This window comes from Acinetobacter sp. YH16044 (genome assembly GCF_013417145.1).
Taxonomy (GTDB): domain Bacteria; phylum Pseudomonadota; class Gammaproteobacteria; order Pseudomonadales; family Moraxellaceae; genus Acinetobacter; species Acinetobacter amyesii.
This window is the reverse complement of record NZ_VPEK01000009.1, coordinates 1-15,187: the sequence shown is the minus strand read 5'-3', so window position 1 is coordinate 15,187 and position 15,187 is coordinate 1. Positions and strand designations below refer to the sequence as shown.

Below are 15,187 nucleotides of genomic sequence, written 5' to 3'. Positions count from 1 at the left end.
AATTTTGATTTAGTAATATTCATTTAAAGCTGAAATTCATTCATCTAAAGCTTCTTTGTAAGAAAAAAATGCCGAGTCATACTCAGCATTTTGATTCAATATACATTGCGCACAGATAAGCATTATATTTTAGGCAAATTTCGCAGTATCTTTCTGATCTTGCGTTACAGCATGGTTTTTCCAAGATGTAAACTGCTCTGTGGACTGATCAGAAAAATGCTGCAACTGTATCATTACATTGGCCTCAATCTGTTCAATACGTTCCAGTTGTTCAAGCTCGTTGGTCTTTTTCAGTTCTGAAAATTGCAACTGGATAAAGTTGATAGCCTGATCCATCGTACATTGATTTACACTCACGGCATACATCAAACCATAGACAATCCCTTGTTGTAGATGTGTTGTCTCCAGTCCATATTTCACATTGGTCGCCAACGAGCCCAACACTCGTTCATTAATTGCAAGTTTACGTAAAGGATCTCGTGCCACACGCGCACATGGATCTTTATACGCATGTTCACAAGAGTTTATAAAGCTTTCTGCCAGTCGTGTTAGATCAAAAGCACGATTTGGTAAGCATCGTGCTAAACCAGCCTGCACCTCGTCAATGAGTTCATGCATAAATTGATCAACACGATGATCTGCAAGTGCCACACCTATGGTTTGATGATTGAACAGTGCAGATTGCCAAGCCAACATGGCATGTACGCCATTCCATAAGCGATTTTTGATTAGCTGAATATCTTCAATATGATCGACCAAAATCATTTGACGCATTTTTTCTAACAAAGGACTGTTATTTTCTACATAGATCGGCATGTCAGATTCTGCGTTAAATAAAATTAAATCCATGCTTTGCAATATATGACTTGGGTGGAAATTTCGGCGCATATCCTCAACATATAAAGTGGCTTGACGTTCCTGATCAGGATTTAATTTCGTCGCATCTTCTAAGTCTAATTGAGCATCCACTTCAACTTCATCTAATTGAAATTGTTTGAAGATATTATATTTTATACGGAGCTGACGATATAAGTTTTGGTCACTTAACTTAGATACCATGCGGTTGACCACGGTGTCGCAAAAATAGTGTTGTTGCATGATTTTCTCTGCAACAACCGCTCCAGCAAGCTCAGTTAAAGCCTGTTTTAAATGTGACATTAATAATTGTTTTGCTCCGACTTTGTTCAAAATGATCAGCATCGTTAGAGGTTCGATGGCTTTCTCATCATGTGCAATATGTCGTGCATACAGGCCTTGTGCAATGGTTTTGGCTTCTTCCGCAATCGCTTTTTCAGGCAAACAGATGGCAACCAAACTTGACTCTGTGTACATCTCTTGCATCTGCTGAATATTTTCAGCATCAATGACTGCCATGTTTTCAATGCGTTCGTCATAAGACAATTGACCATAGCGAATACAGTAGGTACCAAATGCATTGACCGCAGAGCGATATAGAGGGTTACGAGTCGATGCATAAATTTTTTTCGGGCGTGTATAACCATCCCAATGCGACAAAATTTGTGCTAAATAACCACCACCAATCGCCCCAAAACCATGAATACCGACTGTGAGTTGATTGAGTGTTTGTGGAAAAGCCTCTTGCACAAGTGGCATCTCTAAATGCGCGGTGAACGGGTCAAGTTCCGTCAAGCAGTCATACATACATTCATAATAATATTTGGCTTTGGACAGCATGTTTTCATTGGGTGATTTAATATCTTTAAACAGTACGGTAATACCGCCAGCGTCAAAGGCTGAAGTCACACCATTTTCAGAATCTTCAAACATCAAACAATCAGCAGGACTTAAATTCAGCTTTGCGGCAGAACGTATAAATATTTCCGGATGCGGTTTACCATTTTCAACTTCATCACCACAGACTAAGACATCAAAGAACTTATACACATTGGCATTGATGAGATACTCTTCTGCGATTGCGCGGCGACTCGATGTTGCTACGGCCATTCGTAGTCCTGACTTGCGTAAGCGTTCTAAAACTTGAACCAAGCCTTTTTTGATCGGTACACCAAACTGACGAACATGCTCCAGCTCTAATTCATCTGCACGTTTGCGAATATCTGCGTATGGAATGTTTTCATCATATTCGGCTTGGGCCAATCGATGCGCGCTTTGTGCACTTAGCCCCAAACAATTCATCAGATACGATTCGGAAAACTCAACACCGGTCAATTCAAGAGATGCCTGTTTCAATGTTTGAAACCGTAAACGTTCAGTATCAAACATTGTTCCATCCATATCAAAAATGGCGCCCAGAACCAAATCATTATTAAATTTAAGCATTTAACCTCCGTTATTTTTTTATGTAAAAAGAATAACGGAGAAAACTATTGATTCAGTACTTTGAGAATTAATGAAACAATTGTGGTTATTTTTTAATCAAAAATCTTGCTTTTAAAATCTATTTTGTAAGATCAATCACCGATCAAGTAACATCATGTAATCAAAACCATCTATTGGCAGGATAGTCCTATCTTCACACCGACCTATTGAAGTATTTATACAACTCGATGCATATTTCACTCAGTCACTCGCTTCACGGTTTGAGTTTTGGTTTGAAATAAAAAGAATACGATCAGACCGAGCATCACTAAAAATAAAAAATAATACGGAAATTCTTTGTGCCACTGGTATAAACCCGTGCTAATCAGTGGCCCGACAACAAAGCTCAAAGCCTGAGTGGCTGTACACCAACTTGCCACCTTGGTCTGTAACGCACTGGGCGCCGTTTGCGCTGCACCCGTTGTAAATGCAGGGATTAAACACGCAACCGATATACCATATAACAGGTACGTGGCTTGGAATATCCGTAATTCATTGGTGAAAACCGAAATTAGCAAGGCTGCAGCCATGCTAAACAGCCCAACCCACAGTAAGCGATATACAGACCAATTTAAATATTTAGAAATCAGTGTTTGCATCACCACCAAAGCAATACCCACGATGAGAGAACACTCTGCAAAATGCACTGCGCCTTCTGCAGCAGTCATATTAAAGCGGTCTTGAATATAAAACCCGGCCGTTAAATTTACGGTCACGATGGCAAGATAGAGACTAAATCCCAACATTAACCATGGATAGCATTGCTGAATGCTCAAATCCGTAGATGCTGCCTCATGCTTTTCTGTCACTGGCTTTTCAACGCTATGCTGTTCGGTATGTCGGTCAAAGCTGAACACCAAGACCACAGAAATCAACGCTAAAATAATGATTGCTGCCCAAAGCGGCGTCATGATTCCACCAAAGCCCAGCAGCAAGGTGGTTAGAAATGGACCAATGATCACGCCTGCACTATTTAATGCACCGAATTTTGACATTGCTTGTGAACGCTGCTGCTCATTGCTAAAACGGGTCATCACATAAGTTTGCAAGGCAATCTGTGGCATCGCCATAAATACCCCAGTCGCTGCGCGTGACAACATTAATAAACTAAATAGCAGCAACATCCCTATATGAACAGTAAGGCCATACATCAACACGGCTGTAAATAGCCCCCATGTCACAGCCATGCCCACAAAACCGATACTCAAGAGTTGATAAATCGAAAACTTAGATTGATTTTTTGAAATGTAAATGGCACCGACAGCCATCAGCAGCGCACCGACGGAAACCATCGCGCCACCTTGTAGCTCAGTAAGTTTTAACTCACGAACCAATGGCGCCAACAGCGGCAATATCATCGAGAAACTTGCACCATTGGCAAGACTGGCGGCAATAAACAGTTTGTTATTTCGATCCATTATTTTTGTTATCCATTTTTAATGGCTACGTTATAAACAATAGAGGTGACTTAAGCCACCTCTATTTTGTAAGTCACGATACCGTGCTTTAAACCCGATTCAGGAGTTAAATTAGTATTTCACCGTATAACTTAAACCGTAGGTACGACCTTGAGCAGCTAGGCTAGAAATTGGGCCATAGACAGTTTCAACCGACTGGCTGTATACCGATTTATAATCCGTATTCCACACGTTGTAGACACCAAAGCCCACATTACCCGGTCCTACTTTTGCATTGGCAATCACGTCCATCGTTGCAAAGCCTTTAATTGCCGCTGCTGGAGCAGATCCATATTTCACAGCGTCTTTTTGGGCTTTGTCTGTACCGCCAATCGCTAAAGCTTGAACACGTAGGCTCATGTCATTATCAAATTGCCATTCTGAAAATGCTGTTCCTTTTAAAGGTGCTACACGAATAGCATCCAACTCTTGCCAGTCACCTTGGGTATTTTTAAATTGGCCCGTGGTATATGCAACTGTGCCCCCAACCGTCCAATTTGGTTGAACTTGATAACTGGCATTGGCTTCGACACCATAGATACGCTCATCGGTATCAATAACATCAATGGTGTAATTCGGCGCACCAAATTTCAGGCTTTTATCTGAGTCATTATAAAAAGCTGTCACTCCTGCATTTAAACCACCGGCATTTTGTACACGCCAACCGAGTTCATAGTTATTGACTTTAATCGGGTCAATGGTTTGGCTATTAATCACAGAATTTGCTGGCACATCACGCAGCATACGTTGCACATCGGGCAAGTTTGAACCTTGTGAGAAATTGGCAAACACTTGCTGTGCATCAGTTAAGTGATACACCGCGCCAACATTAAACAGCGTTGCATCATGTTTTACATTGCCGCCATTCAGTGTTTTCGCCACATAGCCTGGGGTTAAATCTGCAGTAATGGCTTCCATATAAGGCACAGATGAATCGACATCGCTTTCTACACGTTCATGGCGAATGCCAGCTTGTAAGCCAAGTTGGTCGGTTAATTCATATTGCGCTTGGGCAAATACGCCAAGTTTTTCTGTTTCAACATCTGGGCCAAAGGCATAGTAGTTAAACGGCTGATAACTCAAACCATTACTTTGAATAAACGTTGCGCTGTCATACATTTGGATATTTTGTTGATCTTTTTCATTTTCATAGTCCACACCATAGGTTAGCCCCAGTTCACGACCATTTAAATTAAGATCTTTTTGTAGAGCAACACGTGCGCCTAACACATCAATATCGGTTTCTGACTGATACACCAAGAAAAGTTCAGGTGCCATTTGACGTGCAGATGGGAACCAACGCGCCTTTTCATTTCGATAATACGTTTCTGCGTTTAGACGATGCCCTAAAATATCCTGATTTTCATATTGCGCATTGATGCTATAACGTTCAGTTTGTGGTTGTTCAGCGAGTTGTAAGCCTTTTACCGCATTTAAAGACAACGGCAGCTTGCCACCCACGGGCTGTGAGCGCAGCGCATTTAAATTTGGACCATAGTCAGGTCCATAGTCACTATCTTGCTCATCATTATAATATTGCGCACCGAAACTCAGCGTTTGACCATCGGCAATTTTCCAACTGACACGACCATTTAGATCTAAAGTGTCGGTATCTTGGCGGTCTGTTTGCGCAATTTCAGGCCCAATACGATTGCCATGACTATCTTGTATTTCACCACGTTTGGTATAGCTTGCACCTAATGTCCCGCGTAAATTGCCTTGATTAAAGTTCATGGTTTGTGCAACTTCATAAGCTAGCGCATCAGACTTAAAATTATTACCAGAAGTGACACCGACTTTCGTTTCAAAACTCAGCGGCTCAGATCCACCTCGTTTGGTGATGATATTGATAATACCGCCTGTTGCACCTGAACCATAAATACTACTTGCACCTGAGACCACTTCAATTCGTTCAATCATCGACGGGCTAATACTTGCCAGTTGTCGAGATCCATCACGATATCCCGTTTGCGGCACACCATCGATCATGTATTGCACCACACGTCCACGCATGGTCATCCCATAGTTAGACGTTGTACCACTCGATGGAGTCAGTGATGGCACCAATAAACCGACAATATCGGCTGTGCTTTTACCTGCATTGGCTTGTTTTTCAATTTCTTCTTTAGGAATGCTGTACACCGTACCCGCAATATCGGCAATGCTTTTCGCAGAACGAGTTGCCGTCACAACAATCGGTGCCATTTTAGTAGCTTCTGCAGTTTGTGTTTCAACTGCAGTATTTTGTGCAGTGTCTGTCGTGACGTCTTGCGCATAAAGCTGAGTGCAAATTGCTAAGCTGAGACAAGTCAGTTGCATCGGTAGAGCTAAACGTTTCATATTCTTTTCCATTTCTTAGAGTTCCGATTGAGTCGGAAGAGTTTGAGTTTTTAAATTTTGTGTTTTTAAAACAATGCGTTGACTAATTAAGACACTGATCGCGGAGCCGATTGCCAATACCAAGTAAAAATGTCCATAGCCTAATGATTTTGCGAGAAAGCCTGAAAATGCACCGCCAATGAAGTAAACGAGCAATTCAAAGCACACTAATATGGTGAAATCGGTACCGGCTTGTTCTTTAGAACTGGTCTGCATGAAATAGGCATAGAGTGATGTCATGGCGATATAACGAGTGGCTAGCATCAGCACGACAAATAGACCTAAAAGCAGATGCCATTGATTCAACCACCCCAATACAACGGCTGCCCCAATGACGGCATATAGCAATGTACGTAACCATCCTGCCCAGACCAACAATTGCGTTGCTTTGATTTTTTTCAGCAATACAGCTGCACTAACGGCAGCAATCAGACCGACACCAGCACCGACCACAGACATCAACACCCCGATCTGAGACAGTGACCATTTTTGATCTATCAACATGGGATTCAGCATTGCCATAGCGGGTGCTTCAACCACGCGATAACAAACAATGAGTAGCAAGGCCCAACGAATCTCTGGTCGTTTAAACGCTTGTCGTAGGCTTGGTTTGGCTTTGGCAATTTGAGTTTGAGGCTCTTCTTGAATAAAAAACACCGCAAACATGGTTAAAAATGTCAGCAGCGCTAAAGTTGTGAGCGCTGACTGCCAACCCCAATATTGGTAAATCCATAAAGTCGCAGCGCCACCAAGCATGCTCCCGACGGCCACCCCAATACTCTGTGCCATACTGCCCAGACGGTAATTGCCTTCGGTAAATTTCTCTACGGTATAACCATCAATCGCAATATCTTGCGTTGCCGCAAACGTTGAAATCCATAAACCAACGATGACAAATAAAGTCAGCCCATAAGAAAACTGCGTAAAGGCTAAAACCAATACCCCCAGTACCAATGCGATTTGCGTAAATAATAGCCATGTTTTACGTTTACCGAGTTTTTTGACATAGAGCTGATCGATCCAAGGCGCCCAAAAAAACTTGAATGCCCATGGAATGTAAAGCAGCGATAACATGCCAATCCAACGTAAATCTACCCCTTGATGTCGTAAAATAGCAGGCAAAGCCACATTGTAAAAATACAAAGGCAATGCATGTGCTAAGTACAAAATGATCACGACGCTCAAACTCAGAACTGAAATTTGAGATGGTGAAATTGCATGATTTAATTTTCTTGAGTGTTGTTGCATATCCACCTCTGCACTGCCCATTGCAGCGCATCAGACTGTTCTAATGAAACGTAATAAGGCACACGCCACGCTGCATGCAGCGCGGGTGTATTTAAACGTTTGAAGTCATCTGGATCTTGCGCAATACGCACCAGACCCAAACAATATTGAAAAAAGAGATGTTTAAACTTCTTGTACCAAACGGCCTGTATTTGCCGATATTCTTCAGGAAAAGTCGTTCCCTCAGCCGTTTGCATAACCAAAACAAAGGGCTGACTTTTCAGAAAAAAGCGCTCAACTTGAGTCAACCATTGTTCAAACTCTTCCACTGAAACATGCGCTGAAAAGCGCATGTCCAGTATGTGCATGTGGGTGCAGCGATAACTCATGACACCGCCTTAGCTAGTTGCTGATGCTGAAATGCCTTGGAGTCGTTTAAGTAATGACCAAATTTTGAATAAAATGTTTCTCTAAAGCAGTAATACAACATGGCGGTCTTTTCAGGCATTGGGATTAGGCGCTGCGCTTCATAGCACATGTCTTCAACCACGACGGCATAAGGCTTCACACTATGATCAGGCTCTCCCACAATCTTGGCTGATGCGGCATTTTCAAAGATATAAAAACTCAATAAACGCATGACGGGACGTAAATAGCCTTTACCAAAAACGGACTTTTCACCAAATAACAAATGCCAACCTAGATCAAGCTCATCACCGTCGTAGTACAAACCTAATCGATCCCGTTTTCCTTCGTAGATCTCTGTGTAGCCCACATCTTCACCATTTACCCCCACAATCAAAATTCGGTGATGATCATCTGCCAGCATTTTTTCGTAATACACTTTTAGTTCAGTTTCTGACTTATTGAGCTGCCACTGTGGAATAACATGAGGTTCATGCATCCATTTATGAACCAAAGCCATATCTTCTGGATATTGCATTTGTCGTAAGTAGTATTGCGTCTCATTCTCATGGTATTCATAAAAATCAGGTAGTTGTCGTGATAACGTTGTCATGATGTCGTCCTTTAAATTTGTTTAATCTTTTCTGTTCTTAGCTCAAAAATCTGTTTATGACGCAATACGATTAGTTGTCATTTTCTGTTCGGCGGTATGCTGTTGTTTCGCCCACTGATTTAACGTGCTTGGACTCACAGGGTTTGCAATTGGATCTAAAAATACAGGTACTGGGCGTTCTGCTTCGTCGTTATAACTGGTGGTAAACAGTCGAACTCGGTTCAGACAAATTTTCTCGAACCTTGGACGGAACATACTGAATTTTTCAATACGATCTGCCAATTCAGGATGTGCCTGATGAAATTCATCGATCACGCTGGAGATGGTTTGCCAAAACTCAAGTTCTGTATGCTCTGGATAATCTTCAAGGAAGACATTACAGATATAGCGGTAATGCACCATGAACAAACCTGTAAAGATAAAGTGGCTAAGTTCTTCAGCAGGATGACGCAGTAAAATTTGCCCTTCAGGTGGTAAATTTTCGAGTTCTGGAAAATCTTCATCAACTAAATTGACATCATCAATAAAGTCCTTCAGCACCATTTTTTTCGGTAAACCATTTTCATGGATCAACATGGTGTTTTCACCGTGTGGAGAAAAAGCCAAACCATATTTGTATAAGCAAATCAGTAACGGTGTTACACAAACTTCGACAAAACGCTTCAACCATTGCAAAGGCGTCAAACCTGAAGCCTGAATCAACACGGATAAAATAGACTGACCATTTAGATCTCGATGCAACAATGCTGCTTGGGAAAGCGCTAACTGATGTTCACCGATACAAGGCTCTACACTTTCACGCCATAGGCAACCAAACAATTCTTTAAATTGGTAAGGCGCACCGTCTATCTGATCAAAACACGGCTGTTGTAAAGTGAGACTCGCAACTTCGCCCAAAAATACTACCTGTGTTTTTTGCAGGTCTACATCATGATGTTGAATGTCCTTCAGCCAAGCGGTCACCGCAGGTGCAGCTAAATTTCGTTTTGAAGGCAAACCTCGATATACCGCCGTATTAAAGATACTGACAGGTAACTTCACATAATGCCGTTCAGGATGACTGGTATTGCATAAGGTACGAATTGATTGCATTGGCACATAATCATCTTGTCCAATCTCCAATTCGACAATGCGCTTATCGACGATTTCATTGGCATAGGTCGGGATTAACCACTGATGCCATTGCCATGCATGTACAGGAATAAAGTAATATTCAGCAGCATCTAAGGCTTTGTCCGCTAATTGCTGTTGAAAATCGTGTAATTGCGCTGAGTTCAATTCATGGCGATATAAACTTTGCGCATCCCAAGCCTCGGTCGAACGAAACTCAGCTAAATTACGATGAACAGCTAACCACAAGGCTTTGACTGTTGGAGAAATCTCTGGTGCGGAGCTTAAATAATCATCATAGCCAAAACCCATACGGCCTTTACTCATAATGAGCCATGGGTGTCCACGCAACATGCCTTCAATTTGATAGTGCGGTGCTGACAGCACAGCCTGACTTAGCAATCTCTGTTCATCAAAAACATGTGCTTCAGCCAACCATGTATTGTTCATCTCTTTAATCAAATAGGCCTTGGTAAATGGTTTCACCTCAGCTTGATTTGAAAAAGCACGAATAAATTCATGCAGATTCCATGCAGGCTCTGTTGTCGATTCACTTAAATCTCGAACGCTCCCTTCAACAATACGCCAGTGCCCAAGCAGAAACTGAGTCGCTTCAAATTGATACGTTTTGTCATCCAGATTGAGTTGCCAAGTGTTATTTTCCACTTGCTGAATCTGAATAATTTCTTCATATAAAAACTCAGCAATTGCCATTTCAATCAGTCTTTGCCCTGCACGGCGCCACTGCGTTTGATTTATCTGTAATTTTGCAAATGTCATTATAATTTCTCGAGTTTAACCGCATTCTGTTCTTGCTTATTCGGCATAGTCGTATTGCGGTTCATTGCATAGTTGGCAATGGTTTTTTTTACGGATAAAGATCTTTGGATATTGGTTGGCGCTGATTTCTTCACAATGCCCATACTGTGCATTTCAGTATTTTCACTGGGTGAAAAATGTTGGAAACTTTGTGCTTGATCGCCTAAATCGTATAAGTCAAAACCCAATAATTGATTAGCAATGACCGCTGCACGGTGAGCACCCAACCCTAAATCAGGAGTCCCGACACCGTGACTGTGCATTTCCTGATTTTGAACAAAGATCTCCCCGACAGCGTCATGCTGTACGCGGTAGTCCTGACTAATTTTCCAGCGACCGAATTCATCACATTGAATCAGTGGTTTTAGATATTTGAGATATTGCCACTCTGGACTGTGATATCCCATTGAAGCCACGACAAAGTCGGTATCCAGATAGAATTGTTCTGCTGTGACTTTGTGCTGAAACTGCAAACGGATGCCCGCGCCATGCGGCTCGGCAGCGACCAAACCCACCTGAGCATGTAAATGCGTCTGTTGAATATTTTGACCAATGCTCCGGTGATACAGTTTTTGGTAAATATCACGGATGGTTTTTGCACTGATGCCCTTATATAACAAGCCTTGTTGCATCAATTGTTTGGCTTTATTTTCAGGGCTCAGTTGATAAAAATGCGCGGTATAATCTGGACTAAAATGCTCCAAACCCAGCGGCGCATATTCCATCGGGAAAAACCCATTAGAACGGGTCAGCCAATGCAATTTAAACTGCGCTGTTGTCGTCTGATCCTGCAAATATTGACGATCAAACAGATCCATAAAGACTTCTGCCGAAGACTGGCCTGATCCCAGTACAACCACATTACCTTTCAAGTGATTTAACGCTGCATTGCAATAATTTGCAGAATGTAAGCAGCGCTCAGGATTTTGCTGTTGTATGTCTTTTAGACACTGTGGTAAATACGGAACATTACCCGAACCAATGACCAAATTTCGGCATTGATAACGTCGAAAACGTCCATCTTGCTCAACCATGACTTCAAAGCCTTGCTCTTGGGCATAAATGGCTTTTACGGTTGATTGATATTGAATATGCTCTAGTTGGTCTGCAACCCACTGACAATAATGGTTATATTCACGCCTAGGAATCTGAGCTTGTTCTAAAAAATAAAATTTGTATAAACGCTGCTGTGCCTTTAAATAGTTTAAAAAACTGAAAGGACTGGTTGGATCAACCATGGAAACAAGATCAGCCATGAACGGCACTTGCAGCACTGTATTGGGCAATTGCATACCCGCATGCCAGTCGAACTGTGGTTTCTTTTCAAAAAATTGATACTGTAAATGATTTTGCTTATGTAGCAAACTCGCCAAACTGAGGTTAAATGGTCCTAAGCCTATCCCAATAAAATCAAGCATATTGCACATCCTTCTGTTCCACACATAAAGGATTTGGCAACGGTACATAAACCGATTGCTGATCGACTGGGGTAATCAATTCATCCAGCTCATACAAGCGTGTCAACAGATTGCCCTTATACGGCAAGGTCGGCTGATACAGTAATGAATAAATCAATGAACTCTCTGGATAAGCCTGATGTAAGTCCAACAGTTCATTTTGCAATATCGATATCAGCACTTGCTCTGTGACATATCCAGTTGCACCAATTGCATTGATGATGCCGAATAAAGTATTACCAAAGAAATAATAGCTAAAGCGCTCATCGACAAAGGCCTTGGAACCCACGGCATGCGCTTTTTCTTGCAACTCTGGAAATGCGCTTAAGACCTCACCTGCAAGTTCTTCGATATAGTAAAAGCCTTGATTGTCACGCAGCCATATATATTTAGGCATTGCATTTTCAAGCTCAAGTAAGACATTTTGCTGATGTGATTCAAAGGCCATTCCGTATTGATGGTACAAATACATTAATGGTTTTAGACTGATAGCTAAGAATTGTTTAAACCAATTGATCGCAATGGCGCTTTGATCAAGTTCAGGTTGTTGTTTTGCGATTTGTTCAAATAAGGCATTAAAACGGCTTTTCGGCTGTGCAGGATGATCTTGGCACAATGACGCAATACAACACACCTGCTGCTTTTCACTAAAAGGCTGATCACGGAAGATGCAAATAGTTTCATCGACGATTTCATCATCTATGCTCAATGCCATCCAAGCAGGATCATTCACCGCTTTGAGCGTTGGGCATTGTTGTAAAATATGTTCACCGAGGCTTGAATGCCAAAGTCGATGGGTCATTTCGCCACGGTGACATTCTTTGGCAAGATTGACTCGGATTGAATTGGTGATCATCACGGAAAGTGATGGTTTCAACATCCACGGCGCAGCAAAACTTGCCATCGTGCGTACCGAAGTTGTTGGTGAAAATGCCCAACCTTTCTCGCCAAAATCGATAATTTTTAATTTGGTTTTTAAACTTTTAAACCATGCTTTTGACTGTAAATAACGTGCTTGCCAAGGATGCAAAGGCAATAACTTATAATGCGAATAAGCATTCAGTAGTGCTTGATCTGTTTCTGATAAATGCCATTGCAATTCGCTTTTTAATTGCACTGATACAGCTTGATCTAAAGCTGAACCTTCTTGAATATATTCTGGAGCAACCAACCAATAATGCAGCTGGCTTAGACCTTTGGCTTCTGGCGAATACCTTTCCCAATCTTCATGCACAAAACCGACCCGACTTTTCGGTGCAGGATGCATACTGTGCCCTAAAATTAAAGCCTGTTCCGATTCAATGAAAATTTGTTCCGCTTGTACCAAGGCCTCAAAATCATGTTCACGCAGAGTCAAAAATTGTGTAAGCGCTTCACGACTTTCGATCCAACGCTCTAATAATGATGAAGCATCCAATGTATGACCTGACTCTTGTACGAGCTGTTCAAGCAATAAACTCGCGATCGCGGTGATACTAAATGACTGTTTCTGTCCCTTGTTAAAGACGTGTGGGAGATCTGCAAGACGATGTCTACCAACAAGGCTGACATAAGATAGTGGTACAAATAACTGTGATTGAATGCAATCTAAAGGGATGCATAACAACGTCAAGCCTTGGCTAAACGTCAATTGTGATGAATTCTGTTGATACTTTTCCAGCAAAATACCTTTACCGGTTTCTTGTGAGTATGCATTGACAAGATGCTGCATCGCCAAGCGATTAGCAAGCTCTTTCATCTGACCATATCCTCTATTTTTAAGCTTTTCCAAGCTTTGTCATGTAATTATGTTTCTTTAACTGTGCAAGTCATGCTTAGTACGCTGGCCAGCGTGAAACTATGTTAATGATAATCATTATTGTTAATAATTGCATTTTTGTGAAGATTTGCTACAGGATTGCAAATTTGGTCTTATCTCTATGTATTTAAAAATTAATTTTTTTGATATGAACTTTTCTGTTTTTATTTATACAATTTTCTGAAATGGAACTAAATGATAATTTTCTCATTTAGCATAGAACAAATGAATCGAATTGCTTATTTTTTAGCCAAATTATCACATTGTGCAACTTAAACTAAAAACCCATGTCTTTTACATGGGTTTTTATATTCTGCTTTGAACCAAGCTTTTATTTAAATCAAAGAACGAAATGTGCAGTTAAATTTTAATCATTGAAGACTTTACTGGCATCATACTGATCATGCATCTTTATTGACTATAAGCATGCATTTCATAACAAACACCTACTGATTTCTGATCCATATCTTCTATTCAGACTGGCTATACAGCATGAATGATGAATATGTACTCAAACGATTTGGTTGAAATCAATCAATTGATTTAACAACCCAATCCAAAAACTTGTGCTTATCAAAAAAGTCTGGCGCAGCATTCGCAAATACACTTTTTTCTCTGTTGTTAAATATTCCTTTGTAATAAAAAGACCTATCTGCGGTAAATTTTGACTCATCCCCTTCATGTAATTCTTTAAAGAAAATCGATAACTGCATAAATCGACTTTTAGACGCTAAACCATGTTTTTCTAATACAAAATTATAGATTTGCTCAATAATCGCTTTAGTATTTGAATAAGGCATTTTGTTGTCTCTTTATTAGATCGCTCTTTCAAATTACAGCTTTTAAATTAAAATACAACTGTTTTAGTCGGATTTTAAATACCTATTTTTTATAGGTATTTTTACATTTAAATATAATTAAGCACTATTAATGAATGAGCCTCTAAACATGAAGTTTTACTAAATTTTGCTTCTGCAACTTCATGGATTTTCGTTATTCAAAGCTAAAAATAAACCACATTTGGCGAGCATTTTGTACTAACTGAATTAAGACAATTTCGTCCACTATTACAGAAACATCTTAGATACCCTGATCTAGGTCTAATTCTCAATTTGCACTTCTAACTTTGCTTTAATACTATTAACCTAAGCACTTAAAAAAGCATATAAGCGGATCCAAGAAACATTACATATGAAATTTAACTTCAGTTTTGATATAGCCCTCTTTACAACAATATTTACTATTTACTTATTTGTTTGCGGTTACTTTTACTACGATGGTTTAATCAGCTACTACGGATTTAATCAAGTTTCACTTGGCATATCTATTCAAGACTATCTAATGTATGGATGGGTAAACGGTATGTCAGGGCTAGTAGTAGGCTTCTTAATACTTTTACTCGCTGCTTTGGTACATACTGTCTACCAAAATAATTTATATGAAGTGATGATAAAATGAACCGTACCGGGTTTGTCGGAGACTCAGTATTCTGAGAGAATGTTCCGATGACCAAATTAAAATATACCCCTGAAATCAGAGAAAGAGCGGTTCAATTATTGATTGAATCTGAAAAAGACTATCC

General features: G+C 40.6%; 10 protein-coding genes. All 10 read right to left on the bottom strand.

The annotated features are described in order from the left end of the window. Positions 1-129 precede the first annotated feature (129 nt). Positions 130-2,301 (bottom strand): bifunctional mannitol-1-phosphate dehydrogenase/phosphatase, encoded by a 2,172-nt coding sequence (mtlD, locus tag FTV38_RS07500; RefSeq protein ID WP_180022104.1) that lies wholly within the window; start codon positions 2,299-2,301, stop codon positions 130-132. Positions 2,302-2,537: 236 nt separating this feature from the next. After that, on the bottom strand, positions 2,538-3,758 hold the full coding sequence (locus FTV38_RS07495; RefSeq protein ID WP_180022103.1) for an MFS transporter: 1,221 nt from the start codon (positions 3,756-3,758) through the stop codon (positions 2,538-2,540). 111 nt (positions 3,759-3,869) lie between these two features. Continuing rightward, positions 3,870-6,137, bottom strand: coding sequence for a TonB-dependent receptor (locus FTV38_RS07490; protein ID WP_180022102.1), 2,268 nt, complete (start codon positions 6,135-6,137; stop codon positions 3,870-3,872). A 15-nt stretch (positions 6,138-6,152) separates the two neighbouring features. Then, positions 6,153-7,424: an MFS transporter gene (locus tag FTV38_RS07485; protein WP_257228743.1), complete on the bottom strand. Its 1,272-nt coding sequence runs from the start codon at positions 7,422-7,424 to the stop codon at positions 6,153-6,155. Next, the gene (locus FTV38_RS07480) at positions 7,400-7,792 is read right to left on the bottom strand and encodes a hypothetical protein (protein WP_078190999.1); all 393 of its coding nucleotides are present in this window, start codon (positions 7,790-7,792) and stop codon (positions 7,400-7,402) included. The genes FTV38_RS07485 and FTV38_RS07480 overlap by 25 nt, the downstream gene beginning before the upstream one ends. Next, the gene (locus FTV38_RS07475; protein ID WP_168378659.1) at positions 7,789-8,421 is read right to left on the bottom strand and encodes a GNAT family N-acetyltransferase; all 633 of its coding nucleotides are present in this window, start codon (positions 8,419-8,421) and stop codon (positions 7,789-7,791) included. The genes FTV38_RS07480 and FTV38_RS07475 overlap by 4 nt, the downstream gene beginning before the upstream one ends. A 54-nt stretch (positions 8,422-8,475) precedes the next feature. Further along, positions 8,476-10,311, bottom strand: coding sequence for an IucA/IucC family siderophore biosynthesis protein (locus tag FTV38_RS07470; protein ID WP_180022100.1), 1,836 nt, complete (start codon positions 10,309-10,311; stop codon positions 8,476-8,478). Next, a complete protein-coding gene (locus FTV38_RS07465) occupies positions 10,311-11,768 on the bottom strand; it encodes a lysine N(6)-hydroxylase/L-ornithine N(5)-oxygenase family protein (protein WP_180022099.1) in 1,458 nt (485 codons plus the stop codon). The genes FTV38_RS07470 and FTV38_RS07465 overlap by 1 nt, the downstream gene beginning before the upstream one ends. Beyond that, positions 11,761-13,545 carry an IucA/IucC family siderophore biosynthesis protein gene (locus FTV38_RS07460; RefSeq protein WP_180022098.1) on the bottom strand — a complete coding sequence of 595 codons (1,785 nt, stop codon included), beginning with the start codon at positions 13,543-13,545 and terminating at the stop codon, positions 11,761-11,763. The genes FTV38_RS07465 and FTV38_RS07460 overlap by 8 nt, the downstream gene beginning before the upstream one ends. 590 nt (positions 13,546-14,135) lie before the next feature. Continuing rightward, on the bottom strand, positions 14,136-14,405 hold the full coding sequence (locus FTV38_RS07455) for a hypothetical protein (protein ID WP_168378663.1): 270 nt from the start codon (positions 14,403-14,405) through the stop codon (positions 14,136-14,138). Positions 14,406-15,187 lie beyond the last annotated feature (782 nt).

What these genes read in the sequence shown, in the direction of transcription:
- FTV38_RS07460 (WP_180022098.1), bottom strand. Translation starts at nt 13,545, where the DNA reads ATGAAAGAGCTTGCTAATCGCTTGGCGATGCAGCATCTTGTCAATGCA.
- FTV38_RS07490 (WP_180022102.1), bottom strand. Translation starts at nt 6,137, where the DNA reads ATGAAACGTTTAGCTCTACCGATGCAACTGACTTGTCTCAGCTTAGCA.
- FTV38_RS07485 (WP_257228743.1), bottom strand. Translation starts at nt 7,424, where the DNA reads ATGCAACAACACTCAAGAAAATTAAATCATGCAATTTCACCATCTCAA.
- FTV38_RS07455 (WP_168378663.1), bottom strand. Translation starts at nt 14,405, where the DNA reads ATGCCTTATTCAAATACTAAAGCGATTATTGAGCAAATCTATAATTTT.
- mtlD (WP_180022104.1), bottom strand. Translation starts at nt 2,301, where the DNA reads ATGCTTAAATTTAATAATGATTTGGTTCTGGGCGCCATTTTTGATATG.
- FTV38_RS07470 (WP_180022100.1), bottom strand. Translation starts at nt 10,311, where the DNA reads ATGACATTTGCAAAATTACAGATAAATCAAACGCAGTGGCGCCGTGCA.
- FTV38_RS07475 (WP_168378659.1), bottom strand. Translation starts at nt 8,421, where the DNA reads ATGACAACGTTATCACGACAACTACCTGATTTTTATGAATACCATGAG.
- FTV38_RS07465 (WP_180022099.1), bottom strand. Translation starts at nt 11,768, where the DNA reads ATGCTTGATTTTATTGGGATAGGCTTAGGACCATTTAACCTCAGTTTG.
- FTV38_RS07495 (WP_180022103.1), bottom strand. Translation starts at nt 3,758, where the DNA reads ATGGATCGAAATAACAAACTGTTTATTGCCGCCAGTCTTGCCAATGGT.
- FTV38_RS07480 (WP_078190999.1), bottom strand. Translation starts at nt 7,792, where the DNA reads ATGAGTTATCGCTGCACCCACATGCACATACTGGACATGCGCTTTTCA.